This window comes from Treponema lecithinolyticum ATCC 700332 (genome assembly GCA_000468055.1).
In the GTDB taxonomy this organism is placed as follows: domain Bacteria; phylum Spirochaetota; class Spirochaetia; order Treponematales; family Treponemataceae; genus Treponema_C; species Treponema_C lecithinolyticum.
Window position 1 is genome coordinate 30,024 of sequence record KI260554.1, and the last position, 26,242, is coordinate 56,265.

Below are 26,242 nucleotides of genomic sequence, written 5' to 3' on the forward strand. Positions count from 1 at the left end.
TATGAACCAAACACAAAGCAAAAACGCCGGCACCGATACAGCAAACCGTACCGACAGCACTTGCAGTACCAGCGAAGCATACACATCCTGTGTGCTTTGCCCCAGACGCTGCGGCGTAAACAGAAATGCCGGAAAAACCGCTTTTTGCGGAGAAAGCGCGCAATTAAAAATCGCTTCGGCATGTTTACACTTCGGAGAAGAGCCGCCGGTAACCGGTAAAGGCGGTTCCGGAACCATTTTTGTAAGCGGCTGCAATTTAGGCTGCTTTTTTTGCCAAAACTACCAAATTTCCCGGCAGGGCATGGGAAAAACGGTCGACACCGAAGAATTTGTCCGTATGTGCCGTGTTTTGGAACAAGCGGGAGCCGAAAACATCAATATTGTTACAGGAAGCCATGCCGTTCCGGCGCTTGCAAAAGGCATTATGCAAGCAAAAAAAGAGGGATTGGATATTCCCGTTTGCTGGAATTCGTCCGCATACGAAAGCGTCAGCACAGTTGATATGCTTGCAGGAGCGGCAGATATTTGGCTTCCCGATTTAAAAACGGCGCAATCCGCATTAAGCCAAGCTTTGTTCGGCATACGCGATTACGGAAAAACGGCAAAAGCGGCTATAAAGCGGATGATTGAACTTTCCCCCTTGCGTTTTACTCAATTTTCCGACAAAAGCGAAAAAATAGTTTCCGGTGTTATTGTACGCCACTTGGTTTTACCCGGCTGTATGGATAATACAATCGCCGTGTTGGATTGGCTTAAAGAAAATGCAGACGGAAAAGCGTGTATTTCGCTGATGAGCCAATATACGCCCATACGGAGTCAAAAACCGGCAGGTGTTTTTCCCGACCGTTTTATCAACGAAGAAGAATTTTTGCATATAAAAGAACTTATAGACGAATATGAATTCGAATATCTTTTTTACCAAGAACTTGAACCGGACGATTCGTGGCTTCCCGATTTCAACCGTTTTCAGCCTTTTTCAAACGCTTTGGCAAAACCCTTATGGCATTGGAAAAGCGGATTTACAAATGAACCGTTATAGCATACAATAAATACAGTGCAGGGAGGCTTTGCAATAATGGAATTTCCCGTTTCAAAAACCGCACGCGATGTGTATGCTTTTACGCTTCCCTTGCATAATCACGAAAAATCAACCGGCGAGCGCATGCACACCGTCCGCTTGCTTGTGCAAAAAATACACGAAGCCGCCAAGCCCCGCAAGGACGCCATACGGAACAACACGGTTCCCGAACGAAGCTTTCAAGAAAAGCACCTAACGGCAAACATAAGCGCAGCCGGATTAAATGCGCTGGTATTGATACATTACGCTCAACACGCGGTATGCCGGTCTTTCGCCGCACAAAAAAACCCGCAAGTATTCAGCCAAGCGCTGCAGTATATTAAAAAGCGGTTAGGACAAAAAACCGCAGCCGATATTTTTGCGCGCTTTAATGCAGACTTTCCGGATGCCGAGAATTATCAAAAAAATGCTCAGACGCATAACGGTGGCGATGCTTACACGGTGGAAAAAATCCTTTTATTGCATAAAATATGCGAAAACCCCGCTTGCAAACCTTTTTTTGTTTTGTTTGACGGGGAAAAAGCCGTACACAGCGTATATTATACAAAACTAAAACCCGTTTTTGCCGATTTTTTTAAAACCCAGCCCCGTTTTGAACCTTTTTCAAACGATTTACTTACCATGCTGGACGAACCGTTTTATGCAAGCCCCCACAGTTTAAAAGGACAGTTGGAATACATAAAACAACACTGGAAAGCTATACTCGGCGAACAGCTTACACTGATACTTTCAGCTCTCGACACCATAGCCGAAGAAAAAAAACCTGCATGGGCCGCTCCCCTAAACGGCGCGCCGCCGATGAGCGCGTATACGTACGATTCTTTACAGTGCGAATACGAGCGCTTTAGCCCCGATTGCGAATGGATGCCCCGCGTCGTCCTTTTGGCAAAAACCGTTTTAGTATGGCTGGATCAGCTAAGCAAAAAATACGGGCGAACAATCACTCATTTGGACCACATTCCCGATGAAGAATTGGATACGCTTGAGCGGCGGGGCTTTACCGGGTTATGGCTTATAGGTTTATGGGAGCGCTCGCAAGCCAGCAAGCGCATAAAACAAATAAACGGCAATGCCGAAGCGGCAGCAAGTGCGTACAGTTTATATGATTACGATATAGCACACAGTTTAGGCGGATGGGAAGCGCTAAACAATTTACGCGAGCGTTTACGGCGGCGCGGCATACGGCTTGCAGCCGATATGATACCCAATCATACCGGCATGGATTCAAAATGGATGAGCGAAAAGCCAGATTTGTTTATGCAAAGTTCATACTGCCCTTTTCCCTCGTACAGTTTTACCGGAGAAAATCTTTCTTCCGACCCCAACCTCGAAATTGTGTTGGAAGACCATTATTATTCCAAAACCGATTGCGCCGTTGTGTTTAAGCGTACCGACAAATACAACGGAAACGTGCGTTATATTTACCATGGAAACGACGGCACCGGTATGCCGTGGAACGATACTGCGCAAATCGATTTTCTTAAACCGCAAGCGCGCGAAGAAGTTATTCAAAAAATACTGCACGTTGCACGAAACTTTTCCATTATACGGCTCGACGCGGCAATGGTATTGGCTAAAAAACACATACGGCGGTTGTGGTACCCCGAACCGGGAAAGGGCGGTGATATTGCAGGACGCGCCGAACATTCGCTCAATAACGAAGCGTTTGAAAAAGCTCTCCCGAACGAATTTTGGCGCGAAGTGGTAGACCGCGTTGCAGCGGAAGTTCCCGATACGCTGCTTTTAGCCGAAGCGTTTTGGATGATGGAAGGCTATTTTGTGCGCACGCTGGGAATGCACCGTGTATACAACAGCGCATTCATGAATATGCTTAAAAAAGAAGAAAATTTTAAATACCGGTCAACCATAAAAAACACGCTTGAATTTGATCCCGAAGTGCTTAAACGTTTTGTCAATTTTATGAATAACCCCGACGAAGATACGGCGTGCGCACAATTCGGCAAAGGGGACAAATACTTCGGTGTATGTACGATGATGGTTACAATGCCCGGCTTACCTCTTTTCGGTCACGGACAAATCGAAGGTTTTAGTGAAAAATACGGCATGGAATTTACCAAAGCGTACCGAAACGAAAGAGACGACACGGAATTGATTGAACGGCACAATAAAGAAATATTTCCTTTAATTAAAAAACGGTATTTGTTTGCCGGCATAAAGCACTTCCGCTTTTATGATGTATGGGAAAACGGTACAGTAAACGAAAACGTCTTTGCATACACAAACTGTTTTGAAAACGAAAAAACCGCCGTATTTTACAACAACTCATTCCAACAAACCGCAGGCAGCGTACACCGTTCGTGCCGTTATGCGGCGCAGCAAAGCGAAGATCCGGTACAGCGCGAATTAAAAAACCAATGCTTTGCTGAAGCGCTCGGTTTAACAAACGACAAAAACGCGTATTGTATTTTTCAAGAACAAAAAACGGGATTGTGGTTTATCCGTTCAAACGCGCAGCTTTTTAAAGAAGGTTTATTTATAAAACTAAACGGTTTTGAATGCCAAGTATTGCTTAACATATACGAAGTGTTTGACACTGACGGCACATACGCGAGTTTGAACGGCTTTTTAAACGGAACAGGCTGCGAAGATATACAAAAAACCTTGCGCGAATTTGTTTTAAAAGATTTATACCGTGCGCTAAATAATTTTGCGTCAAAAGAATTTTTTGAGAGCATTTCATCTTTATGTACTCCGTATTTAAAGACAGTAAAAAATCCGCAAACCCAGCTTACAAAGCTTTTTGAAACTATAAAAAAAGAAGCTTACGCGTATTTCCTTACTTTACATACATTTATTGAAGGTGATTACGGTGCGCAAACGGTGCTTGGCGAACTTGACGGCAGTGCGCTTTCAAAAACCTCAAAGCAAAAAATGGATCTTGCATGGAAAAACTTTAGGCTGCGCATTAAAGCGCTGGTCGGCTTTTGCACGTACGCATCTTCCATTTTGACAAAAAACGGCAGTATCGACCGCGGCTCTTTTTACAGCACTGCCGGCGGCGGTTTTCAGCACTCTGCCGGCAAAAACGCCGCACACGGCAACGATCTTTTTGCTGCACATTTATACCGCAGCATAACCGAGCGCCCCTTTATTCCGCACATTATAAGCGCCTATTGCATATTGCACTCAATTACTGATATAGCAGAACGCCACACATCCGGCGCGCAAACAAATAAATTGATCCGCATGTGGAACCTTGAGCGTAAAATGAGCGATATTTTAGCCGTGTACGGCTGCCCGATTCAAGATACGCTTATCCGCTTTGAACAATTTATGGAAGCCGCCCTTTTAGCCGAGATGACGCTCAATGCGCGTACGATAGACAGCGCCGTATACGGTTTTGTGTGTAATCTTATACAAAGCCCCGCATCCGCAGTGGTGTTGGGCGTCAATACATTCGGCGGAGTTGAATGGTTTAACCGCGAAAAAGCACTTGAAATGACGTGGGCATCATGCGTACTGTATACGCTGTTTTACGCCCGCCCCTCTTCGTTTGTGCGCATACACCGTGTATGGAATACGGTAGAAAAAATCATCGAACAATCCGGTTATAAAACCGAAAAGCTGACGGAATTGTTAAAAATCGCACACAAAGTGCTTTCACACGATTTGCGCTAAATGGTTTTTCAGCTCGGTTAATGAAGTGCCGATTTTTTTTGCCGGCGCAACCGGTTCGTACACCGCTTGCAGTCTTTCGTTTTTCGGTGGGGTTTCGCCGCACCACAGCTTAATCGTTTGAGCATGCAGCGACGGGTCGCTGGGCGCCATCAAAACAACGGTTCCGTCATCGGCATTTGTTACATCCGTTCTTTTGCATGATGCCGCATACGCACATGCGGTATCGGGGTCGGCAAAGTATCCGTAGCGGCTGAACAAATCGCGAAATGCCGCCGCTTTTTCTTCTTCGCTCACTTGAGCGGTGTATACTAAACCTTTCATTACCGCAGGACTTGTGGCAAAAAGCTGTTCCAAACGTTCAATATTGGACGGAAGCGCAGGGTCGGCCGCCCCCCGTTTTTCCAAAGGTACAATGGAATCGGGCATACAGCATTTTCCCTGCACATCGTAAGATAAAGCTGCGGTACAGTTGGTAATAAAACCGTGTACCGGTAAAGAAAATTTCCATCCGTATAAACCGGCGGCTAAATTACCGTAATTGCTTGCGCTCATCGTATAAAAGATATCTCCGTACACTTGCTTTCGCAAACGGGAAAATGCATACATGTATAAAAACGTATGGGGCAGGAGTCTGCCGATGTTTATCGTATTTGCAAGAGTTAAATTATATGTGTTTACCGCATCAACATCGGCATACAAACGTCTTTCCAGATTTATACAATCATCAATACCGCCGTCCACTTCAATCGGATACACATTTCCGCCGTTCCACACGCAATCGTCTTCGTTAAACCCGCGCATAGTGCCTTTGGCATACAGCAGTACGGCTTTTATATGTTTTTTATTCTTTAATGCATGAACGATTGATGCTCCCGTTTCGCCGCTGGTCGGTGCTACAATTAACGCATTTTTTTCCTGCATAAGCAAAATATGCTCAAGACAAGCGGCTAAATACGAAATACCGAAATCTTTGTGAATACCCGTCGGTCCGTGAAACAATTCCAAAACATACAGGTTATTATCCAGTTTTTTTAATTCCGGGCTGAACGGAAACGCACGCGATGCTATTGCTTCGCTTATAATCGGACTGAATTCTTCTTTTATAAGTGCCGAAGTTAAAGTACCGGAAACGGATTGAAAAGACGTTTTTTCGTCCATGTACATAATCCACAAATGTAAATCTTCCGCATAAGCCGGCACATATAAACCGCCGTCATCGGCAAGACAGTGCAGTATTGCTTGCGAAAAACTTACTTGTTTTTTGCCGCTCCGGGTACTGACAAACTTCATGGCATCCTCTTTTTTTTAAACTTTTTTTATCCAGTATTTTTTTACCAAGCTTTCCGGGCGGTAAGTCATCTTTGCTTGACGCAAGCCTTCATCGCCCAAATCTTGTTCGCGGTTTATAAAACGCACTGTTTCCGGCAATGCGCGCGCAGTTGCTCTGTTTACAAACTGATACACGCCTCGGTAAGAATCCACACCTTTTTCAAAGTGCACTAAAAACACGCTGCCGCTTGCCAAATATTCGCCCAAAGCCCAAGCAACGGGCTTTCCTTCCACGTACACCATCCAGCCTTTAAAGTTGGTTACTGTAAGCATTTCCAACGCTTGCACACACTGCTCATAGTCTCCAGCAGTACCGTCGGCTCTGGCGGCAAGCCACTGTTCCAGTACGTCTGCAGCGTCTGCCGCATTTGTTTCATCTAAAGGCTTTACTTCCCACGTATATGCGTTTTCAAACCCGTTTGCCAAATTACGTTTTTTGTGCAGCGCTTTACCTGCAAGCGTTGCAAGCGCTTCGCGCGTATACAAATAATCTTCGTTATCTCTGTCTTCTTGCGGGGTATAGCCCATGCCGTTCAACAACTCGGAGTAGGCGTCAAAATGAGTTTGACTCATATTTTTCCACCGCCCGTAAGTATCCAGCAAAAACAAAATATGTTCTTTATCCGGTTTTCCGCCCATTAAAAAAAAGAAAGTACCTTTGGCGTCTTTACCGCTTACAGCAAAACCGTCTTGTGCAAAACGGCAAATACGGTAATCGTATTTTGCGCGGTATAAATACAAATTTAAAAACGTAAATTCGGAAATCCCGTCTGGTAAATCATTTAAAAACGGATACAATTCTCCGTACATAGAAGCTGTTATCGGAACAAACGAAGGAAAATCAGGTATTACATTCATACTTTATATATAGTACTTCATTTTCGGCAAAAAGTCAAAAAGGATTTTAAAGCGCCTCTGTACATTCGGCTGTACAGCCGTTACAATGCACCTATGAAGTATTTTCTTTCTTATTTTAAGCCCCACTGGAAACTTTTTGCCGCCGATTTATTGTGCGCAGCTTTTATTGCAGCGGTCGATTTGTTTTTCCCCATGCTCACACGCTACAGTATAAATACGTTTTTAGCACAAGCGGCATACCGTTCTTTTTTTCTTGTTATCGCATGTATGATAGGTATGTACCTTGTACGCACCGCAGCCCAATACTTTGTAACTTATTTCGGTCACATGTTCGGTGCACGAGTTGAAACCGATATGCGAGCCGACATTTTTGCCCACATAGAAAAACAATCGTTCCGTTTTTTCGACAACCACCGCACAGGGCAGCTTATGTCGCGCATAACAAACGATTTGTTTGAAGTAACCGAACTTGCCCACCACGGACCGGAAGACGTGTTTATATCGGTGCTGACAATTACCGGATCTTTTATTCTTATGCTTTCAATCCGCTGGGAGCTTACCGTAGTAATGGCATGCGTTATTCCTTTTATCGTTATACACATAGCGCTCACGCGGCGGCGTTTAATGAACGCGTCCAAACAAGTAAAAGAAAAAACAGCCGCTATAAACACTGCCATAGAATCGAGCATTTCCGGCGTGCGGGTTACCAAAACCTTTACCAACGAAGCATACGAAAACATCCGCTTCGGCGAATACAACCGCGAATACTACGGCGCAAAAAAAAGCTTTTACCGCGTTATGGCGTTTTTTTCCTGCCACTTGGATTTTTTTACCGCAATATTGAATGTTATACTTATTGCATGCGGGGGCATTCTTATTATGCAAAACAAAATGAACCTTGCAGACCTTATTGCAGCAACTTTGTTTACCGCATCTTTTTTACAGCCCATCCGCCGTTTAACCAATTTTGTTGAACAATACACAACCGGCATGGCAGGTTTTAAACGCTTTACCGAAATAATGAGCACAACCGACGAAACAAAGGCAAACGAGGGTGCTGTCGCCATAGAATCGGCAAAGGGAGATATCGTATATAAAAATGTTAAATTCGCTTACAATAACGATATTACCGTTTTGGATAATGTAAACCTTTCAATACGCGCAGGTCAAACGATTGCTTTTGTAGGACCATCGGGAAGCGGAAAAACCACTTTGTGCAGTTTACTCGCCCGTTTTTACGAACTCAAAGGCGGCAGTATAACGCTCGACGGGCGCGATATAAAGGACATAAGCGTAGACAGTTTGCGCAAACAAATCGGTTTTGTACAGCAAGACGTTTTTTTATTTGCAGGAACAATAAAGGACAATATCGCTTACGGCAAAATAGGCGCTTCGGATAAAGAAATTGAAGAGGCCGCCCGGCGAGCTGAAATTCACGACGACATTATAAAAATGAGCGACGGCTATAACACAATTGTAGGCGAGCGCGGCATACGGCTTTCCGGCGGTCAAAAGCAGCGGGTATCTATTGCGCGTACCTTTCTTAAAAACCCGCCCATACTTATTTTGGATGAAGCCACATCGGCTTTGGACACGGCAACGGAAATTAAAATTCAGCAGTCGTTTGAAAAACTTGCACAAGGGCGCACTACTTTGGTTATTGCGCACCGTTTGTCTACCGTGCGCAATGCAAACCTTATCGTTGTAGTAAACGATGAAGGTATTTTTGAACAGGGTACGCACGAACAGCTTTTGGCGGCAAACGGTTTATACACAGCGCTGTATCAAGCGCAAATGCAAAACGGGTTTTAAGTATTACGCGGACGAGCGAACCGTGGATAGACGGACGATAAAATATGATAAAATGCTTGACATTATTTTTAAAGTTAGTTATAATTAACACATAAGGTTAGCTTAACCTTACAAGGAGCGAATATGAAAGTTGCAGTAATTTACGCAAGTACAACCGGAAACACCGAAGCGATGGCAAAAGCCATTCAAGACGGACTTACCTCCGGCGGAGCGCAAGTTTCGCTTTTAAAAGCCGGATCGGTTTCAGCTTCAGATGCTGCCGGATACGATATGCTCATTTTGGGAAGCCCGGCAATGGGTGCGGAAGTTTTGGAAGAAGAAGAAATGGAACCGTTTTTTTCTTCTATAGAATCGTCGCTCAGCGGTAAAAAAGTTGCTTTGTTCGGTTCTTACGATTGGGGCGACGGAGAATGGATGCGTACATGGGAAGACCGCGTGCGCAGTGCCGGTGCAAAATTATTTAAAGATGCCGGTTTAATCGTTCACCTTACTCCGGAAGCCGAAGATATTGAAAAATGCACGGCGTTCGGAAAAGAAGCTGCCGCGTTTTAATTTTTGGCCATAATTTTCCTCTGTATCGTTGATACGAGGGTGTGTGTTTTCTATTATGTAAAAATATTGAGTCTCCATGCAGAGCTGCTCTCGTCCGGCAGCTCTGCCTCTTTTAAATACCCATTGCCGTTTATAGATAAAAATAAAAAAAGCAGTAGCCAATCGGTAAAAATCGCAGTATCTTTATAGCGTATAAAGGGCAAAATCATGCTTAAGCTTGTAGACATATGTTTTAACCGCAACGGTAAAGACATATTAAAAAATATAAACTTACATCTAAAAGCCGATACTTTTACAGTTCTTACCGGTCCCAACGGTTCGGGAAAATCCACTTTGGCAAAAATAATTGCGGGTTTGGAAAACTGTGACAGCGGCAGCGTTATATTTAACGGAGAAAATATCGGTATACTCAAAACGGATGAACGCGCACGGCGCGGTATATCGTTTGCATTTCAGCGCCCGGTAACCTTTAAAGGAATTACAGTACAAGACCTTTTGGATTTGGCAGCAGGCTTTGCGCTAAGCAAAAACGCGTGTACCGAAATTTTGGCGACGGTCGGCTTGGACGAAAAAGAATACTTACACAGAGAAATAAACAATTCGCTTTCCGGCGGAGAATTAAAGCGCATTGAAATCGCTTCGGTTTTAGCGCGCAAATCGAAACTGACGATTTTTGACGAACCGGAAGCCGGTATAGATTTATGGAGTTTCGGCAATTTAATTTCGGTATTCAATACTATGCGCAAAAACAAAGAAGGCAGCATTTTGGTAATTTCACATCAAGAAAGAATTTTAAATATTGCCGAAGAGATTTTGCTTTTGGACAACGGCGTTATTACGAGTGTTCAAGACAAAAAAGTCTTTGTGGAAAGCTTGTACAAAGAAGGAAAAAATGGAAACGACAGTCATTAAACTTTTAGAAAAAATAACGGGCAAGCTGAAAAAAACGAATACCGATACGCCGTTTAAAGGTGCTTACAATATACGAAAAGACGGTAAAAGCATAGGACGCAGCAGTTCGGCAAATATCATTATACAAAGCAAAAAAGACAAAGACGGTTTGGATATTTATATTAAAGAAAACACCAAAGGAGAATCTGTTCACATTCCCGTTCTATTAATGCAAGGCGGCTATACGGAAACCGTGTATAATGATTTTTACATCGGCAAAAACGCACAAGTCGATATTATTGCAGGCTGCGGAATTCATAATTGCGCATGCACCGAAACAAGCCACGACGGCATTCACCGGTTTTTTGTTGAAGAGGGCGCGAAAGTTACCTACACGGAAAAACATTACGGAGAAGGGGAGGGAAGCGGCAAACGCATTATGAACCCGATAACCGAAGTTGAACTGAAAAAAAACGCTTCGTTAACGATGAACTCCGTTCAAATAAAAGGCGTGGATTCCACGTACCGCATTACCAGAGGCAGCCTCGACGAAAACAGCACCTTTACGGTATCCGAAAAAATTATGACGGCAGGAGAGCAAACCGCACAAACGGAATTCGAAGTTAATTTGAACGGAAAAGACGCCAGCACCCACCTTACTTCACGTTCCATAGCTTCGGGAAATTCCGAACAAAAATTCATATCGCGTATAAACGGAAACACAAAGTGCTATGCACACGTAGAGTGCGACGCCATTATAATGGACGATGCAAAAGTTGCAGCAGTCCCTGCCATTTCTGCAAACGATACGGAAGCAAACCTTATACACGAAGCCGCCATCGGCAAAATCGCAGGCGAACAGCTGATGAAATTGATGACGTTGGGGTTAACCGAAAAAGAAGCGGAAACCGCCATAATCGACGGTTTCCTTAAATAAGCTTTATTTACTTTTTTTACCGAAAGCTGCCATTCCCATGTAGCGGGCAGCGCTTCCCAAATTTTCTTCAATGCGAATAAGCTGGTTGTATTTGGCAACACGCTCGCTGCGGTTCGGCGCCCCGGTTTTAATTTGACCGGCGTTTAATGCAACCGCCAAATCAGCGATAGTCGTATCTTCGGTTTCGCCCGAGCGGTGCGACACAACGGCGGTAAAGCCTGCTTTGTGAGCCATTTTTATAGCTTCAAGCGTTTCGCTTATCGTACCGATTTGGTTCAGTTTAATAAGAATGGAATTGGCACAGTCAAGCTTAATACCTTTTGCAAGGCGCTCGGTATTGGTAACGAATAAATCATCTCCTACAAGCTGAATTTTATCGCCCAATTCTTTGCGCAAAAGAGCCCAGCCTTCCCAGTCTTCTTCATCCAAACCGTCTTCGATAGAGCAAATGGGGTATTTTTCAACCAAGTCTTTCCAGTGTTTTACCAATTGCGCCGAAGTGAATTTTTTGCCGCTTTTGGGCATTTTATATTCACCGACTTTAGAACCTTTCCATTCGCTGGAAGCGGGGTCCATCGCCAATACAAAATCTTTACCGGGTTTGTAACCGGCTTTTTTTACCGCTTCCAAAATAAGCTCAATTGCTTCGGCATCGCTTGCAACGTTGGGAGCAAAGCCGCCTTCATCGCCTACCGAAGTTGCCAAACCTTTCGATTTTAAGATGGCTGCCAATGCATGGAACACTTCCGTACACCAACGAAGACCGTCCGTAAAGGTTTTTGCACCGACCGGCATAATCATAAATTCTTGAGAATCGACGGTATTTGCCGCATGAGCGCCGCCGTTCAAAATATTCATCATAGGTACAGGCAGCACATTGGCGTTTGAACCGCCTAAAAATTTATACAGCGGAATTTCCAAAAATTCGGCTCCCGCACGGGCGGCTGCAATAGACACAGCTAAAATCGCATTGGCGCCGAATTTGGATTTGTCTTTTGTTCCGTCGGCTTCAAGCATAAGCCTGTCGACTTCATAAGTGTCGAGCGCATCTGCTCCGATAAGCGCTTCGTTTATCGGACCGTTGATATTGGCAACCGCTTTTGAAACACCCTTTCCGCCGAAGCGTTTTTTATCGCCGTCACGTAACTCAAGCGCTTCATAGGTTCCCGTAGAAGCTCCGGAAGGAGCCGCTCCGCGTCCGACAGTACCGTCAGCCAACATAACTTCGGCTTCTACGGTGGGGTTTCCGCGGGAATCGATAATTTCCCTGCCCGTTACGGAAATAATTTCCGCATAGTTCATAATTCTACCTCCATAAAATATAGCACAAGCACTTGCGCATAAAGCGCGGTGTGCTTCAGTATCCGTTATTGTGCGTCCGCTTTTTGTTTAACCTGTATGCCGCTCACTTTAAACCCGCGTTCAGCAACCGCTTCTTTAAGCGTTTTTGAAAAAACGCTTTCGCTTAACTTTACTGCGGCGCAATTATTTTTTAAATCAACTTCGGCATGGACTCCGTTAAGGGCATTAAGCGCTTGCATTACCGAAGCGCTGCATTTCTCGCAATGCATACCCGTTATATGCAGAGTAAGAACGGAGCCGGCAGGATAGGTATCGGGAGCGGAGTTTTGTCTTTTTACCCATATAATAATCAAGGCAGCGGCAATGAGCACAAAAACTATAAAAATAAGCGCACTTACCATAACAAACCTCCCGACTATTCAGTTTATTTGAGTATATATTTATTTACAAATAAGAGCAATGGGTGCTTGTTATGAAATTTTTGAAGAATCGATTTTTAAAACATGTCCCGGGCCGGCATCAAAAACAACGGTAAAATTTCCTTTCGGGCGTTTAAACGTAAATTCGCTGTTTTTATCGAACTTACCCTTTATTAAAACGGTACCGCTTTTATCTATAACGCGTACATCCACACCCGCAGCAGAAGACCCGTCCGAAAAACCGCCTTCGCAAGTAACGGTTCCGTCTCCGTTATCGTAGCAAAAACATAAAGGAGTGTGCGCAAATAAAAATACGCTCGACAACACGAGCGCACACACGAGTGTTATACTTATTTTTTTCATGTTTCTTTCCTTTCAGTTTAAACGGGCTGCGTTGATATCCCAAAAACCGAATTTTCCGGATATCCCCGAAAACCCGTTTAAACCGTTATTGTTAAACCGTTACGTTTTTTAGTTTATCATATCTTTTAAAACTTTGCGGCAGGTTTTTTCTACACGTAAAGCGATATCCGCATCCGACGTATCGGAGGGAATACACGTGGGAACACCTTTAATATTTTTTACCGCATCCGCATCGGCTCCGTACCACAAATGAAAATGCTTCGGTGTGCCGTGAACCCCCGTGCATACAAAACACGCAAAGCGATCGGCAGCTTTTGTATCCGTTGCGCTAAAAGCGGTTAAGCTTTCTTTACCGGCAAGCGCACCGTCTCTGCGGTAAGCCATTTGCCGTACTTTTTTACCGTCTTTGTACACAATCATTTCATTTTTGCCGTCTGCACTGATAAATTCAAGTTCGGTAAAATCATCGGTTGTACCGTATGCGCCTTTCATTACGGCAATAATGTCGTCTTTGGTAAAATCACCGCCTTTGGGGTTTTTACCGGCAAATTCGGCAATTAATTTTTTGTATACGTTTTGAACCGCTTCGCTTGTATTTTCGTAAATAAGGGATGTGTTAATCCATTTTCCCGTATACTTTTCAAAAGGAGAAACGGGAAGCATGCCGGCAAAGGAAGGTATGGACTTAGCAAATTCTTCCGTTAATGTTTCATCGGTCATATCGGCAGCAACATACGTAGGCCACCACAACGAATCGGCGTTTACCAACGCTTCTATGCTGTTTGCCCCGAAACGTCCGTGCCAGTGATTTAAACCGCCTTCGCCGTGTTGGTGCGGAGATGTTGCAATAAAATACTGGGCTTTGGACAAACCGCGCACCGGTTTTACAGCTTTATAGGTTTCCCAAAAATAACCGTCATACCCTGCCATAGGAACTTTTCCTTCGTATTTATATTCGCAGGAAATTTCTTTTTCAGTTCCGTCGCTTTCCATGACGGTAAATTTAACGGTGTTGGAACCGTTAAATTTGATTTTTGAAAACGGTGTTGTATACATAGCCGCAGCTGCAGCTTTAAAGCCGTCTACAGTGTAGTTGTTCATCGATTTTGCGGCTTGATCATACGCATCTTTTAATTTTGAAGCTTGAGATACCGCATCAAAAGAACGCCATTCACCTTTCCACGGCGCAAGAGAGCCTTCGCTCATCATATCCATAGAGCGATTGCTTGCACAACCTATCAATGCGCCGAAAATTACCAGCGCGGCAATGCATACTGATATGCATTTTATGTTTTGTTTAGTCATTTTTACCTCCAAATTTTTGCAAAACAGACTAACAAATTTATTTTTTATCGCATGCGCAGTTTTTGCAGCAGCCGCAGCAGCCACCGTCGGTACCGTCGAGCAGTGTTCCGTTTTTGACAGTGTATTTATGCGTACCGCAGCTGCATGCGGAGCCTTTTCCCGAAAAAACACGGTAAAAATGCCGTATTAAAAAGAAAACGGCACCGGCAAATATACAGCCTGCAATAATAAATTCTTTCATATACCGTTATTCCGCAGGAAAGGCTTCAATCCACAAAACGGCATCCTGCGACAATTCTTTACCGCCAAATTCCAACTCTCCTGCGGCACCGAGCGCTGCAAAGCCCCAATAACCGGCATGGGTGGGAACAAATGAAAAGTTTCCGTTTTCATCGGCTAAAATAACCGCAGCGCCCCGTTCGGTTTTCGGCTTTCCGGCAAGTTTATTTGCATTCATGTCCAGATCGTAATTGACAAATTCAATTTCGATTTCTGCATTGGCAACGGGTTTGCCTTTGGCATCCACAACCGTTCCTCTAAACACACCGCCGACCCATACATCGTAGGGTTTTACCAAAGGAAGAATTTCCGGATAGCCTTCGGCAACACGGTTTTTCCAATCGGTAGAAAGATCGCCTTTATTGATCATTACTTTTGTAATTTGCTGAATGTAAACATCTTCCGATGCTTCGTAGTACGGATGAGGAACTGCAACAAGCACCCAGTCTCCGCCGCCGCGGAAAGAACTGTCTTTGTCCAGCACAAAATCGTATCCTTTGCCGGAATTTTCGTTTGTACTGAATGTAATTTCTTTTAAAGACGAAAGAGCGTCGATCGTTTTTCCCTTGTGTGTAATAAAGAGATTTTTCATCCCTTTAATTTCGCCTTTTTCGTTTTTTCCGATATCCATCGTATGACCGGATTCAAAAGGATGAGTAAACACCAATTTAAAAGGAACATCCTTTACATCATCGGCGATAATCGACGTAGGCGTATACACCATTTGAAAATGCGCAAAAACCAAACTTCCCGCAAGCAAAATCGCTGCAGCTGATATAATTTTCTTTATCATACTATAACCTCCAAATTTTAGACTGTTTTTTTCTTCTTTTTAAGTACTATGGGAACCGATATAAGCAAAACGATGAGCACAATTACGCCTACAAGGACGGGCAACGACAGCGCACCTTTTTTCATACCCATTGTATCGGATGCGGAAGCGCTCATATTCATATTCAAACCGGAAGCTTCAAACCACAAAACGGCATCCTGCGACAATTCTTTGCCGCCGAATTCCAACTCTCCTCCGGCGCCGAGTGCTGCAAAGCCCCAATAACCGGCACGGTTCGGAATAAATTCAAACACACCTTGTTTATCGGCAAGAATAATTCCGGCTCCGCTTTTTTTAAGAACGGGTTTACCGGTAAATTTATTTTCTTTCATATCGATGTCGTAATTGATATATTCGAATTCTATTTCGGCATTGGCAACGGGTTTGCCTTTGGCGTTTACGACAATACCTCTAAACACGCCGCCCGTCCACACATCGTAGGGTTTTACCAAAGGAAGAATTTCCGGATAGCCTTCGGCAACGCGGTTTTTCCAATCTGTGGACAGTTCCCCTTTGTTTATCATTACTTTTGTAATTTGTTGAATGTAAATATCTTCCGATGCTTCGTAGTACGGTTCGGGTACGGCAACAAACACCCAGTCTCCGCCGCCTTTTAAACCTTGCTCTTTACCGAATGTAAATTCAAAACCTTGTCCCGAATTTTCAAGCGATGTAAACGTAATTCCTTTTAAAACTCCGGTTAAATCGCTTTTTGCACCTTTGTGAACAACAAAGAATTCTTTCATTCCTTTTATTGTACCGCTTTCGTCTTTGCCGATATCCATCGTAAGACCGGCTTCAAAAGGGTGGGTAAAAACCAGTTTAAAATCAACTGCTGCCGTATTTTCCGGAATAACCGATTCCGGCGTATAAATCATTTGAAAATGAGCAAATACGGAAGCTGCCGAAAACAACAACAAAAGGATAAATATCCTTTTTATACTTTGCATGTATTACCTCCTGCAAAAAATACTTTAATCCGTGTCATCTGCGCTTGCGCAGTACAAATAATAACAACACGGTGTTTATACAACTCATAATCATCGCGATGAGCGAAACATAAGACACTCCGGCGTTCGGCATAACGGAAGCCGTATCGGCAGGTGTCCAATCTACAGCTGCGGCGGAAGAGGGCGCAGCGGAGTTTGTTCCTTTGCCGGACGAAACGGCAGCGGAACCGGAAGAATCAGTTTCAGCAGCATCGTTTTTAGCCGCTTTATCGGCTTTTGCCGCACCAAAACCGCCGGGAGGGGGAGGTCCGTCTTTTACAACAATATGACCGGGTCCCGCATCGAATGTAACGGTATACGGAACACTTGGAATGTCCAAGTTGGTTTCCCCGATATCGGGAAATACGCCGTCGTATAATTTTTCACCGGTAGCAGCGTCTTTTAAGTACAGTTTTACACCGCCTGCACTTGCGCCGTTGGAAAAACCGCCCTGCACAAAAATCGTTCCGTCTCCGTTATCTTCAACGGTAAGAAGCGGCGTATGCGCATACAGCACAACCGCTGAAGCAAAAACACACAGCACTGCCACACAAACTTTTCTTTTTAATCCATTCATATACATTTCCCATTCTCCTATTAAAAGCCCAATAATCTGCCGATCTGAAATACCAGCGTCGCAAGAATTCCTCCGAGCGCTACCGGATATAAAACGCTAAACGCCATCCACAGCCAGCTTTGCGTTTCTGTTTTTATAGCCATCATTGTTGCAATACATGGCGGAAACAGCGAAATCAAAAGCATAATAACCAAACCGTCCAAAGCCGTCATTCCCGTTTCATTGTTTTTAATACGCGCTTCCAACTCTTTACCGTCGTTCCCGCCGGCTTCCACACTGTAAATAGTTCCCAAAGTGGAAACCAAGGCTTCTTTTGCCGCAAATGCGCCTAAAACTGCAATGTTGATTTTCCAATCGAAGCCGGCAAACCGGCTGACCGGTTCGAGCGCTTTACCCAAAAAGCCCAAAGCCGAATGTTCCAGCGTTTCTTTATGCACCGCACGGCCGATTGTTTTGATATCGGCAAAAAGACTGCGCATTTCTTTGTTTGCTTTTTTTGCATCTTCATCGATTACGCTGTCGCCTTTAAAAGTTAGAGTTCCGGTGCGCACAATGGCAAAAAAGTACGGATTTGCTTTCATCCATTTGCCGTAAAACGCTTGTTTGACTTCCTGCTTGCGATCCTCACTTGCAGCAAGTGCATATTCGGCTTCAAAAGCCGCTTTTTCCGCCGTATAAGAAGCATAATAGGATTTAAACAGCGGCATATTTTGTCCAAGCGTTATTTTTCCTTTCATCAGGATTTTGGCAAATTCGGGATTTTCCAAAAAAAAGCGTGCATTGATTTTTTCGGCACCTTCGTCTTTGCCAAACCAGTTTAAACTGTTGGCAAGGCTGTACTTTTCTTCAAACTGCATGTACTGCACCAGGTGTTTATCCGTTCCTACATAGCGGGCATAGGGATTGTTCAGCGTTTTTTTAAACCGTTCTATTCTTTCATCTTTTTGCGCATTAAATTCGGCTTTTTTTTGTTTGTTAAGCGAAGGGAAAGAAACTCCCACCCAAATAACAACCGAAACGGCAACAACCGTAGTGGCAACTTTTTTAATAAAACTCCACAACCGCTCCCACGTGCGAATGGCAACGCCCGAAAGCGTCGGCATATTGTAAGCAGGAAGTTCAAGTACAAAAGGCTCGGCTTTACCGGGTACTACATAAGAGCTGAAAAACTTTGCGGCAACCAGCGCAACAATCAGCGTAAAAAGCGACAAACCTCCCAGCACCAGCCACTGACGGCTGGCAAAAAAGATACCTGTTACAAGCACGTAAAAAGGAATTTTTGCCATACAGTTTAAAAGCGGCAAAATTAAAATGGTAACCAAACGGGATTTGTCGTCGCGGATAGTTCTTGTAGACATAACGCCGGGAACCACACAGCCGCCCATAATAACACCGGAAAGAATCATCGGAAGCGTCGACTGCCCATGCAAGCCGAATTTGCGCAAAATCCTATCCATAATAAAGGCAAGGCGCGCCATATACCCGACATCTTCCATAAAAGCAACTAAGGCGAACAAACACAAAAAGATGGGCACGTAATTGAGAATCATAATCGCGCCGTCGATAACGCCGTTTAAAAGCAAACCTCTTAACGGGCCGGAATCCAGCAAGCTGACGGAAGGAACCACCTGCGATACCAACGCACGGGTAAAACGGAAAAAGGGGAACACAAGATCGGTTAGTTTATAGCCCAAAATAACGGTAATCCAATAAAAAACCAATATCAATTCCACCAAAATAAGCGGTCCGTACACACGGTGGCATAGCACGCGGTCTACCCGGTCGGTGCTGTTAATAACGCTGCCGCCTCCGCGATATATTGCTACAGCACCTGCAGTAAAACCGGCAGCGGCAAGAGCCGAGGCGGCAACTTTTACGGCAAAAAAAGCGTCCAAAGAGTGAATAAAACCGAATACGGAATACAAAATGTAGTACGTTACTAAGGCGAGAACCGCAGCTCCGCTGAGCGCAAACAAAGTTTTTTTTGTGTCTTGCTTTTTTATTTCGGCAGCGCCGACTTTTTCTTTTGAAATACAGCGTTCAACAATACGGTGCGCTTCTTTTGCGCGTACCAAAGCTATGGCAATTTCAAAGCTGCGTTTGGTACGTTCTTTATACGAAGCTTCCAGCTCTTCAACATCTTTAACGATGCCGTCAAAATCGTCGAATTGCGCGCGTGCGTCCGCAACAACTTTTGTATCGTGTTCACACAATTTAACCGCGATCCAACGCAGGGGCATAGAATTATCGGTATCGGCTTTGCGCGCTTTTTCCAATTTGCTTACAATCGTGCCGATAACGCTTTCCATTTCTTCGCCGTAGTTCAGTGTAAAATCCTGTTTATATGAAGAATTCGTACCCACGGTTGCAATCAAACGACGCAAATCGGTAACATGCTGCTTATATTTGGCGCTGCCGGTTATAACGGGAACCCCCAGTTCATTGGAAAGCGTATCGGCATCAATGCGAAGCCCCGCAGCTTGAGCGGCATCCAATTTGTTTACGTACATAATAAGCGGACGCTTCATTTCCAAAAGCTGAAAGGTAAGGTATAAATGCCGCTCCAAATTCGATGCGTCCGATACGTTTACCACCGCATCGGGGCGTTCATTTAAAATAAAATCGCGCGTTACGCGTTCTTCCGGAGAATAAGATGTTAAACTGTATGTACCGGGAAGATCGGTAATAAAAACTTCGTTTTGTTCGAATACGTAATCACCGGTTTTTTTTTCGACGGTAATTCCCGGATAATTGGCTACATGCTGATGAGAGCCCGTCATCATGTTGAACAGTGTAGACTTTCCGCAGTTGGGCTGTCCCGCGAAAGCAATACGTATCATGTTCTTCACTTTCCTTTTTTTTGTACAAAAATACGGCGCGCTTCGTCTTTACGGACAGCGACCATAGAACCGCAAATGGAAATATCAAACGGATCTAAAAACGGTGCTTTGCGCACAATAGATACGGCAGTTCCCGGAATAAAGCCCAAACTAACCAAGCGCTGAAGCGTTACCCCTTCAACTCCCATTTCGTCGATAATACCTTCTTCTCCCTCATTTAACTCGTCCAGTGTCATTTTGTTTTCCTTTACATACACATTATAACGGCCGCACCAATATTTTGCTAGCTAAATTATAATCAAGCGCATAACGGGCGCCGTTTACGGCAAGCATCATTGGTCCGCCGGCGGCAGCTTGAGAGGTTACAACTGTTATTTCGGTATTGATATCCAAACCGAAACTGCGGATACGTTTAAATTCGGCACCGTCGCCTTCAAACCGTATAACAACCGCTTTTTCACCGTCTTGAACCATAATTAAAGGCACCATGGCGCATCCTATTGTTAGAAAACTATAACAATAAAATATCTCTTTTTTTTTACCATGTCAAGAATATATTGAGCCTTTTTTATAAAAACCGTTATAATTAAATCGGCATGACGGGTACCGCAGGTTTTCAAAAACAGCAAGCTTTTATACGCTTTTTTCGCTCGCTTTTTCCGAGCATACTGTCTGCGTGCACGGCACTGTGCGCCGTGCTTGTTTTTAACTTAAAATACGGGCACAAGCAAAACAACGGCATGCCGGCGGGTGAAATTCCGGCGTTTTTTGAACGCTCTTTTTTTATTACCTTTTATATCTTTTTTGCCGCGTTTTGTTTTTTTTTATTTTTTTTGTATTTTATTTCCTTTAAATGCGGCATTTCACATAAGTACGGCAGCTTGCAAAATCAAAACACCGGCGAGCGCAAGTGTAAGCGCAACAATACCCAAGCGTTCACCTGCGCCGTTTTATCTTTAATATTTTTAAGTTTAAGCACGGCAACCGCCGCTTCGGACATCGGCATACACTTGTGTTTGTATTTTGCATGGATTTCTGCCGTATGTTTTGCGACGAGCTCTCCTTTTAACTATATCGCCGGTGCAGCGGGGAGCGTTTGTTTTGTAATCGTTTTAACACACCCCGATATTTTCGGCATTAACATGCTGTTAAGCCCAAACGAAATTGCCGCCGATATTGGCACGGGCAGTTTTGACATTCACACACGTGTGCCGCTTGCCGAACACAAGCACGTATTATACTTGTTTAGCGCTTTTGTAACCCTTTTGTCTTATGCGCTGCGCTTTGCATGCGACAAATGGCAGGAAAATTTGGATACGGTAGTGCATTTGCACAATACGATGAGCAATATGAGCCTTTTAAACCGAAAATTGCAAAGCGCAGCGCGCAAACGGGGGTTGCAAGCGGCACACGAAGAGCGGTTGCGCATTTCGCGCGATATGCACGACAGTTTAGGCTATGTATTTACCAACATTGCTGCGCTGATGGATGCTGCAGTCAGCAGCGGATGCAAAAATAAAAGACAAACGCAGGAAACCTGCCAGCTTGCCCGCGAACAAGCGCAGCACGGGTTGCAGGAAATGCGCAAAACCCTGCGTTCAATCAGAGAAGTACAAGATCCTTTTTTTCAAAGTATCGATACCGTATATCAATTGAAAAAGATATTCGAAGAAGTTACGGGTATACGTGTGGTTATCGAAAGCGGCAATATGAAAAAAAATTACGGCAAAGAGCTTAACGCTGTTTTAATACGCACGGTGCAAGAAGCGTTTACCAATGCGGTTCGCCACGGACGGGCAACGCGTATAGACATATTGTTTTGGGAATTTCCCGATTATTTGAGTATGACCGTATGCGATAACGGTATCGGTTCAAAAGAGATTGTAAAAGGGATAGGGCTTGCCGGCATGGAAGAACGCCTAGTAAAACTGAACGGCAGCCTGCAGGCAACCTCTCCGGACGAAGGCGGATTTCGCTTGACGGTTCGTATTCCTACAAAACCTACAGGAATAAAAGACAATGTATAAAAAACAAAAACTCTTGTTAGTAGAAGATCAAGCGTGCTTTGCGTTAAGTTTAAAAACTTTTTTAAGCAACTATGCAAATGATATAAAAGTTGTCGGCATTGCCGAAAACGGAAAAATCGGAAGCGCCCTTGCCGATAAGCTTAAGCCGGACGTTATATTGATGGACGTGCGCATGCCGGTAATGGACGGCATCAGCGCGGTAAAAGCGATAAAACCTGCGCATCCGGACATAAAAATCGTTATGCTTTCAACTTACGATGAAGACGAATTTGTACGCGAAGCGCTTTTGGCGGGAGCGTCCGGCTATTTACTAAAAGACACTTCTCCTACGGAATTAATCATATCCATACGGGCTTTAAGCACCGGTATAACGCTCATTTCGCCGGATATTGCACGGGATCTTGTGCGTAAAAAATACGTTGACCATAAAAAAGAAAACGGCGAACATAATATGCGGTATTTGGATGAATTAACCAAACAAGAGCGCGAAACATTTGCACTCCTGGCCACCGGATACAACAACGACCAAATTGCCGAAAAACTACACATCAGCTTGCGCACCGTCCGCAATAGGGTAAGCACGATTTATTCAAAACTGGATGTAAAAGACCGCTTTGAAATTATACAACTGGCAAACCGCTTGCGTCCTTTATAAATATTTTTTTCATATGCCGGCAAAATAAGGTACTTTTGTCCCTTGCGTGTAAAGCACTTCGGCTTTATTCTGTGTAATCAGGAGGAAAAAAATGAAAAAACTATGTTCCGTATCGCTTGCGGTTTTTTTTACCGCGCTTTGTCTTTTTGCAAACGGAGCAAAAGACGGCAATGTATCCGATGAATTGATAATCAATTCATACCATTCCGACGAAATTTCACAAAAAGCATTTGGCGAGCTGGTTGCCGATTTTAAAGCTAAAAACCCCGGCATTAAAGTTACCGTAAACACAACGGCGCACGAGCAGTTCAAAACACTGCTTCCTTCTTGGCTCACTTCAAACCGGGCACCGGATGTGGCAACGTGGTTCGCAGGCTACCGCATGCAAAGCTTTGCGGAAAAAGGACTTTTGGAACCTTTAACCGACGACATATTCCCCGGCGGCAGCTTTGAAAAAGAGTTTCCAAAATCGTTCAAAGGAGCTGCTTCTTACAACGGCAGTGTATACTTTTTACCGCAAGCATGGTATTGGTGGGCACTGTACTACAATAAAGCCGTTTTTGCCAAATACGGTTTAAAAACGCCGAAAACATGGAACGAATTTTTACAAATATGCCAAACTTTAAAGGCAAACGGGGTTGCCCCCATTTCCATCGGTACAAAAGAAACGTGGACTGCCGGCGGATGGTTTGACTACATAGACAGTGCGGTAAACGGCGGCGATTTTCACCGCAATTTAACTTCGGGCAAAGTTGCGTATACCGACTCGAAAGTTAAAGAAAGCTTTAAAACAATAGCCGATTTAGCTCAAAAAGGCTTTTTTTTGCCGAATGCATCAAGCTATTCGTGGCAAGAAGCAGCAAACTTTATGATCCGCGACGAAGCGGCTATGTTTTTAATGGGGCAGTTTATTATGGATGTTATTCCCGCCGATATGCAAAACAAAATAGACTTTTTCCCCTTCCCCTTGTACGGTTCAAACACCTTTTATGCGGTAGATACGCCGACCGACGGCTTTATAGTTCCTGCAAAGGCAAAAAATAAAGCAAATGCTAAAAAATTCATAGCTTATGCCGCAACAAAAGAAGCACAACAGCTGTTTTGTGCAAAATTGGGACGCTTGGCGGCAAACATAAACGTGTCTCCGGTAAATGCCGAAGCAAAACGCGGTTTGGATATGGTGCTCGGAGCTGCCAGTGCGGCACAATTTTACGACCGCGATGCTCCCGAAGAAATGGCCGCAAAAGGTATGAACGCCATTGTAGACATTATGCAGGATCCGTCAAAGCTTGATACGGCGCTTGCCGATTTGGAAAAAGAACGAGTACGTATTTACGCTAAATAAAAACACGCAAAGGGCAGGGAGTTTTACAATGAAAAAAATAAAAACGATTCTTACACCGTGGCTGTTTTTAGCCCTGCCCTTGTGTATGTACTTTATATGGGTAATTATTCCCGTATTTCAAAGTTTATTGTTCAGTCTTACTTACCGGGAAAGCATTCTTATTCAATCCAAATTCATCGGGTTGGCAAATTTTATCCGTCTTTTTCAAGACCCTCAATTTTATTTGGCTTTAAAAAATAATTTCGTATGGCTTATCTGTTTTGTGCTCATTCCCATTCCGCTCGGTCTTGCCGTTGCACTTTTATTTAATATTGATTGCGCCGGAGCAAACACATATAAAACGCTTTTTTATATTCCCATGACCCTTTCATTTACCGTTATCGGTACCATTTGGGCATGGATATATTTACCCGAATACGGCGTTTTAAACGTATTTTTGCGCAGTATCGGCTTGGAAAGCTTTACCCGCCAATGGCTCGGCGACAAACGCTATATGACCGGAGCCCTGGTTGCGGTCGGAGTGTGGCGGCAAATTCCATACATCATGATTTTGTATTTGGCAGGCTTAAAAAATATTCCCGTAGAGTTAATCGAAGCGGCACTGATAGACGGAGCCGATTTTCGCCGACGCTTTACCCACATTATCGTTCCCTTACTCGCCCCGTCAACCGTTATGGCGGTAACCATATCCATTATAGACTCTCTTCGTTCTTTTGACGCCATTTATGTTTTAACCAATACCAAAGCCCGCGCCGCCGAAGTGCTTTCCACCTATATGTACACATCCTCTTTTAACTATCAGGATTACGGCTACGGTTCGGCAATAGCGGTTATACAATTTACCATTACGCTTGCTTTTATTTTGGTATACGTAAACAACAGCTTAAACAAAGAAATTCAAAATTAAGGACGTTGTATAATGATAACAAAAAACCGCGGCTACGGAATAAAAATCCTTTTTTACACGCTCGGAACTGTGTTAACGGTGCTGTGGTTGTTTCCCATAGCCATAGCGATTTTTACCGCATTTAAATCGATGGACGAAATTATGGGAAATCCGTATATGTGGAAAATTCCTCATCGATGGGTGTTTTCGAATTTTGTACGCGCATGGACCAATGCAGGTATGGGGCGCTACGTTATGAACACCTTTATTATTACGGTTCCTTCTTTATTGGGCACACTTTTTGTGTCGAGCTTGGGCGCATTTGCTTTAGCGTTTTACAAATTCAAACTAAATAGAACCGTGCTGATTATTTTTATTTCGGGTATGCTTATACCCTTTCAAATGCTGCTTATTCCCGTATACCGGTTTTCTGACAGGGCAGGATTAATCAATACCTTGCACGGTGTTATACTGTTTCACGCCGCTTTTCAATCGGGGTTTTGTACCTTTTTTTTGCGAAACTTTATGAAGCAAATTCCGTTTAGTTTAATAGAAGTTTCGCGCATAGACGGTACAAGCGAGTTTACCATATACCGGCGTATTATTCTTCCGCTGTGCGTATCGAGCTTTGCCGCTTTAAGTGTACTAGAGTTTACATGGATTTGGAACGACCTTTTATGGGCTTTGATTTTATTGCAAAGCGACAAACTTAAACCGGTAACGCTTGGTTTGGCAAATATGCAAGGACAATACGTTACCAATTATAATATGATTGCTTCAGGCTCCATTATCGCAGCTGCGGTTCCGCTTGCCGTGTTTTTAGTTTTTCAGCGTTATTTTATAGACGGCATGACTGTCGGCGCCGTTAAGGGCTAATGCCACCACCTAAGAACGCTCATTTATTACAAAGTATTCACCATATTGTTGTTTGATTACAAAAAGACGGAAAAGTATTTGTTTTTTTAGCAAAGCTGGGTTATAATAGGTAAAGAAATTACTATTATACACAATAGAAGGACTTTATGATAAAAACGAAAAACCCACACAAATGTATAGGCAGGGGGGGGGTATTAAGTAAATCTCCCTTTGTAAAACAGTGTGAAGTGATTACAAGCTCCGCGCTTTTCATCACAGCCGCAGTAGTAGCGCTCATTGCGCTATTTGGAATGACCGCCTGCCCGAACAGTGCGGGCGGCGGCGGAACACCCGCGCCTGCGGTACCGAAGTACAAGGTAGAGCTTGACCGCAATATCGGCGGCAATGTAAAAGTAACACCCGCACTGAGTGAAAACGGTATGGTAGCCGAAAACACCGTGCTTACCTTTAC

At 44.0% G+C, this 26,242-nt stretch carries 24 protein-coding genes and 1 pseudogene; 12 read left to right on the forward strand and 13 right to left on the reverse strand.

The genetic code is table 11. From position 1 onward, the window contains the following. The first annotated feature begins 1 nt into the window (after position 1). Positions 2 to 1,039, forward strand: a complete 1,038-nt coding sequence (locus HMPREF9193_RS00805; RefSeq protein WP_084604332.1) for a radical SAM protein — start codon at positions 2 to 4, stop codon at positions 1,037 to 1,039. A gap of 36 nt (positions 1,040 to 1,075) precedes the next feature. Continuing rightward, complete coding sequence (locus tag HMPREF9193_RS00810) at positions 1,076 to 4,717, forward strand: alpha-amylase family glycosyl hydrolase (protein ID WP_051305959.1); 3,642 nt, start codon at positions 1,076 to 1,078, stop codon at positions 4,715 to 4,717. Here HMPREF9193_RS00810 and HMPREF9193_RS00815 read toward each other — a convergent pair. Together HMPREF9193_RS00815 and HMPREF9193_RS00820 are read right to left on the reverse strand one after the other, a co-directional pair. Then, a complete protein-coding gene (locus HMPREF9193_RS00815; protein WP_021686136.1) occupies positions 4,700 to 6,007 on the reverse strand; it encodes a pyridoxal-phosphate dependent enzyme in 1,308 nt (435 codons plus the stop codon). The two genes, HMPREF9193_RS00810 and HMPREF9193_RS00815, sit on opposite strands and share 18 nt — an antisense overlap. A 15-nt stretch (positions 6,008 to 6,022) precedes the next feature. Further along, a complete protein-coding gene (locus HMPREF9193_RS00820; protein WP_021686137.1) occupies positions 6,023 to 6,904 on the reverse strand; it encodes a DUF2156 domain-containing protein in 882 nt (293 codons plus the stop codon). 93 nt (positions 6,905 to 6,997) lie between these two features. On the opposite strand from HMPREF9193_RS00820, the gene HMPREF9193_RS00825 reads away from it, so the two are divergent. The 4 genes from HMPREF9193_RS00825 to HMPREF9193_RS00840 all read left to right on the forward strand — a co-directional run bounded on the left by HMPREF9193_RS00825 (position 6,998) and on the right by HMPREF9193_RS00840 (position 11,096). Continuing rightward, complete coding sequence (locus HMPREF9193_RS00825; RefSeq protein WP_021686138.1) at positions 6,998 to 8,716, forward strand: ABC transporter ATP-binding protein; 1,719 nt, start codon at positions 6,998 to 7,000, stop codon at positions 8,714 to 8,716. 123 nt (positions 8,717 to 8,839) lie between these two features. Further along, positions 8,840 to 9,268, forward strand: coding sequence for a flavodoxin (locus HMPREF9193_RS00830; RefSeq protein WP_021686139.1), 429 nt, complete (start codon positions 8,840 to 8,842; stop codon positions 9,266 to 9,268). Between the two features lie 207 nt (positions 9,269 to 9,475). Beyond that, positions 9,476 to 10,180 carry an ABC transporter ATP-binding protein gene (locus HMPREF9193_RS00835; RefSeq protein ID WP_021686141.1) on the forward strand — a complete coding sequence of 235 codons (705 nt, stop codon included), beginning with the start codon at positions 9,476 to 9,478 and terminating at the stop codon, positions 10,178 to 10,180. Beyond that, positions 10,161 to 11,096, forward strand: a complete 936-nt coding sequence (locus HMPREF9193_RS00840) for a SufB/SufD family protein (protein ID WP_021686142.1) — start codon at positions 10,161 to 10,163, stop codon at positions 11,094 to 11,096. Before HMPREF9193_RS00835 ends, HMPREF9193_RS00840 begins: the two co-directional genes overlap by 20 nt. Positions 11,097 to 11,099: 3 nt before the next feature. Here the strand turns inward: HMPREF9193_RS00840 and eno are convergent, their stop codons facing one another. The 11 genes from eno to HMPREF9193_RS00895 all read right to left on the reverse strand — a co-directional run bounded on the left by eno (position 11,100) and on the right by HMPREF9193_RS00895 (position 20,491). Beyond that, positions 11,100 to 12,398, reverse strand: coding sequence for a phosphopyruvate hydratase (eno, locus tag HMPREF9193_RS00845; RefSeq protein ID WP_021686143.1), 1,299 nt, complete (start codon positions 12,396 to 12,398; stop codon positions 11,100 to 11,102). Between the two features lie 65 nt (positions 12,399 to 12,463). Then, positions 12,464 to 12,799 (reverse strand): heavy-metal-associated domain-containing protein, encoded by a 336-nt coding sequence (locus HMPREF9193_RS00850; RefSeq protein WP_021686144.1) that lies wholly within the window; start codon positions 12,797 to 12,799, stop codon positions 12,464 to 12,466. A 69-nt stretch (positions 12,800 to 12,868) separates the two neighbouring features. Further along, positions 12,869 to 13,180, reverse strand: coding sequence for a hypothetical protein (locus HMPREF9193_RS00855; protein WP_021686145.1), 312 nt, complete (start codon positions 13,178 to 13,180; stop codon positions 12,869 to 12,871). Positions 13,181 to 13,288: 108 nt separating this feature from the next. Continuing rightward, the gene (locus tag HMPREF9193_RS00860; protein ID WP_040847181.1) at positions 13,289 to 14,485 is read right to left on the reverse strand and encodes a ZinT/AdcA family metal-binding protein; all 1,197 of its coding nucleotides are present in this window, start codon (positions 14,483 to 14,485) and stop codon (positions 13,289 to 13,291) included. Between the two features lie 37 nt (positions 14,486 to 14,522). Beyond that, on the reverse strand, positions 14,523 to 14,726 hold the full coding sequence (locus HMPREF9193_RS00865) for a hypothetical protein (RefSeq protein WP_040847183.1): 204 nt from the start codon (positions 14,724 to 14,726) through the stop codon (positions 14,523 to 14,525). 6 nt (positions 14,727 to 14,732) lie between these two features. Continuing rightward, positions 14,733 to 15,557, reverse strand: a complete 825-nt coding sequence (locus tag HMPREF9193_RS00870; RefSeq protein ID WP_021686147.1) for a DUF4198 domain-containing protein — start codon at positions 15,555 to 15,557, stop codon at positions 14,733 to 14,735. Between the two features lie 17 nt (positions 15,558 to 15,574). Beyond that, complete coding sequence (locus tag HMPREF9193_RS00875; RefSeq protein WP_021686148.1) at positions 15,575 to 16,546, reverse strand: DUF4198 domain-containing protein; 972 nt, start codon at positions 16,544 to 16,546, stop codon at positions 15,575 to 15,577. Between the two features lie 34 nt (positions 16,547 to 16,580). After that, the gene (locus HMPREF9193_RS00880; RefSeq protein ID WP_040847257.1) at positions 16,581 to 17,162 is read right to left on the reverse strand and encodes a hypothetical protein; all 582 of its coding nucleotides are present in this window, start codon (positions 17,160 to 17,162) and stop codon (positions 16,581 to 16,583) included. A gap of 20 nt (positions 17,163 to 17,182) precedes the next feature. Next, a complete protein-coding gene (gene feoB, locus HMPREF9193_RS00885; protein ID WP_040847184.1) occupies positions 17,183 to 20,002 on the reverse strand; it encodes a ferrous iron transport protein B in 2,820 nt (939 codons plus the stop codon). 5 nt (positions 20,003 to 20,007) lie between these two features. Beyond that, complete coding sequence (locus tag HMPREF9193_RS00890) at positions 20,008 to 20,238, reverse strand: FeoA family protein (protein WP_040847187.1); 231 nt, start codon at positions 20,236 to 20,238, stop codon at positions 20,008 to 20,010. Between the two features lie 22 nt (positions 20,239 to 20,260). Beyond that, positions 20,261 to 20,491: a FeoA family protein gene (locus HMPREF9193_RS00895; protein ID WP_021686152.1), complete on the reverse strand. Its 231-nt coding sequence runs from the start codon at positions 20,489 to 20,491 to the stop codon at positions 20,261 to 20,263. A gap of 107 nt (positions 20,492 to 20,598) precedes the next feature. On the opposite strand from HMPREF9193_RS00895, the gene HMPREF9193_RS00900 reads away from it, so the two are divergent. From HMPREF9193_RS00900 to HMPREF9193_RS00925, 6 genes and pseudogenes are all read left to right on the forward strand, one after another. Further along, complete coding sequence (locus HMPREF9193_RS00900) at positions 20,599 to 22,029, forward strand: sensor histidine kinase (RefSeq protein ID WP_021686153.1); 1,431 nt, start codon at positions 20,599 to 20,601, stop codon at positions 22,027 to 22,029. Further along, on the forward strand, positions 22,022 to 22,684 hold the full coding sequence (locus tag HMPREF9193_RS00905) for a response regulator transcription factor (RefSeq protein WP_021686154.1): 663 nt from the start codon (positions 22,022 to 22,024) through the stop codon (positions 22,682 to 22,684). The genes HMPREF9193_RS00900 and HMPREF9193_RS00905 overlap by 8 nt, the downstream gene beginning before the upstream one ends. Before the next feature lie 91 nt (positions 22,685 to 22,775). After that, positions 22,776 to 24,029 carry an ABC transporter substrate-binding protein gene (locus tag HMPREF9193_RS00910; RefSeq protein WP_021686155.1) on the forward strand — a complete coding sequence of 418 codons (1,254 nt, stop codon included), beginning with the start codon at positions 22,776 to 22,778 and terminating at the stop codon, positions 24,027 to 24,029. 28 nt (positions 24,030 to 24,057) lie between these two features. Further along, complete coding sequence (locus HMPREF9193_RS00915; RefSeq protein ID WP_021686156.1) at positions 24,058 to 24,936, forward strand: carbohydrate ABC transporter permease; 879 nt, start codon at positions 24,058 to 24,060, stop codon at positions 24,934 to 24,936. Between the two features lie 12 nt (positions 24,937 to 24,948). Next, complete coding sequence (locus tag HMPREF9193_RS00920; protein ID WP_021686157.1) at positions 24,949 to 25,791, forward strand: carbohydrate ABC transporter permease; 843 nt, start codon at positions 24,949 to 24,951, stop codon at positions 25,789 to 25,791. A 146-nt stretch (positions 25,792 to 25,937) separates the two neighbouring features. Further along, positions 25,938 to 26,242: pseudogene (locus HMPREF9193_RS00925) on the forward strand (hypothetical protein); the annotation flags it as partial.

Coding starts and splice junctions, on each gene's coding strand:
- HMPREF9193_RS00835 (WP_021686141.1), top strand. CDS start 9,476: ATGCTTAAGCTTGTAGACATATGTTTTAACCGCAACGGTAAAGACATA.
- HMPREF9193_RS00860 (WP_040847181.1), bottom strand. CDS start 14,485: ATGACTAAACAAAACATAAAATGCATATCAGTATGCATTGCCGCGCTG.
- HMPREF9193_RS00840 (WP_021686142.1), top strand. CDS start 10,161: ATGGAAACGACAGTCATTAAACTTTTAGAAAAAATAACGGGCAAGCTG.
- HMPREF9193_RS00820 (WP_021686137.1), bottom strand. CDS start 6,904: ATGAATGTAATACCTGATTTTCCTTCGTTTGTTCCGATAACAGCTTCT.
- HMPREF9193_RS00910 (WP_021686155.1), top strand. CDS start 22,776: ATGAAAAAACTATGTTCCGTATCGCTTGCGGTTTTTTTTACCGCGCTT.
- HMPREF9193_RS00825 (WP_021686138.1), top strand. CDS start 6,998: ATGAAGTATTTTCTTTCTTATTTTAAGCCCCACTGGAAACTTTTTGCC.
- HMPREF9193_RS00805 (WP_084604332.1), top strand. CDS start 2: ATGAACCAAACACAAAGCAAAAACGCCGGCACCGATACAGCAAACCGT.
- feoB (WP_040847184.1), bottom strand. CDS start 20,002: ATGATACGTATTGCTTTCGCGGGACAGCCCAACTGCGGAAAGTCTACA.
- HMPREF9193_RS00905 (WP_021686154.1), top strand. CDS start 22,022: ATGTATAAAAAACAAAAACTCTTGTTAGTAGAAGATCAAGCGTGCTTT.
- eno (WP_021686143.1), bottom strand. CDS start 12,398: ATGAACTATGCGGAAATTATTTCCGTAACGGGCAGGGAAATTATCGAT.
- HMPREF9193_RS00895 (WP_021686152.1), bottom strand. CDS start 20,491: ATGGTGCCTTTAATTATGGTTCAAGACGGTGAAAAAGCGGTTGTTATA.
- HMPREF9193_RS00855 (WP_021686145.1), bottom strand. CDS start 13,180: ATGAAAAAAATAAGTATAACACTCGTGTGTGCGCTCGTGTTGTCGAGC.
- HMPREF9193_RS00915 (WP_021686156.1), top strand. CDS start 24,058: ATGAAAAAAATAAAAACGATTCTTACACCGTGGCTGTTTTTAGCCCTG.
- HMPREF9193_RS00900 (WP_021686153.1), top strand. CDS start 20,599: ATGACGGGTACCGCAGGTTTTCAAAAACAGCAAGCTTTTATACGCTTT.
- HMPREF9193_RS00815 (WP_021686136.1), bottom strand. CDS start 6,007: ATGAAGTTTGTCAGTACCCGGAGCGGCAAAAAACAAGTAAGTTTTTCG.
- HMPREF9193_RS00865 (WP_040847183.1), bottom strand. CDS start 14,726: ATGAAAGAATTTATTATTGCAGGCTGTATATTTGCCGGTGCCGTTTTC.
- HMPREF9193_RS00870 (WP_021686147.1), bottom strand. CDS start 15,557: ATGATAAAGAAAATTATATCAGCTGCAGCGATTTTGCTTGCGGGAAGT.
- HMPREF9193_RS00890 (WP_040847187.1), bottom strand. CDS start 20,238: ATGACACTGGACGAGTTAAATGAGGGAGAAGAAGGTATTATCGACGAA.
- HMPREF9193_RS00850 (WP_021686144.1), bottom strand. CDS start 12,799: ATGGTAAGTGCGCTTATTTTTATAGTTTTTGTGCTCATTGCCGCTGCC.
- HMPREF9193_RS00875 (WP_021686148.1), bottom strand. CDS start 16,546: ATGCAAAGTATAAAAAGGATATTTATCCTTTTGTTGTTGTTTTCGGCA.
- HMPREF9193_RS00920 (WP_021686157.1), top strand. CDS start 24,949: ATGATAACAAAAAACCGCGGCTACGGAATAAAAATCCTTTTTTACACG.
- HMPREF9193_RS00880 (WP_040847257.1), bottom strand. CDS start 17,162: ATGAATGGATTAAAAAGAAAAGTTTGTGTGGCAGTGCTGTGTGTTTTT.
- HMPREF9193_RS00810 (WP_051305959.1), top strand. CDS start 1,076: ATGGAATTTCCCGTTTCAAAAACCGCACGCGATGTGTATGCTTTTACG.
- HMPREF9193_RS00830 (WP_021686139.1), top strand. CDS start 8,840: ATGAAAGTTGCAGTAATTTACGCAAGTACAACCGGAAACACCGAAGCG.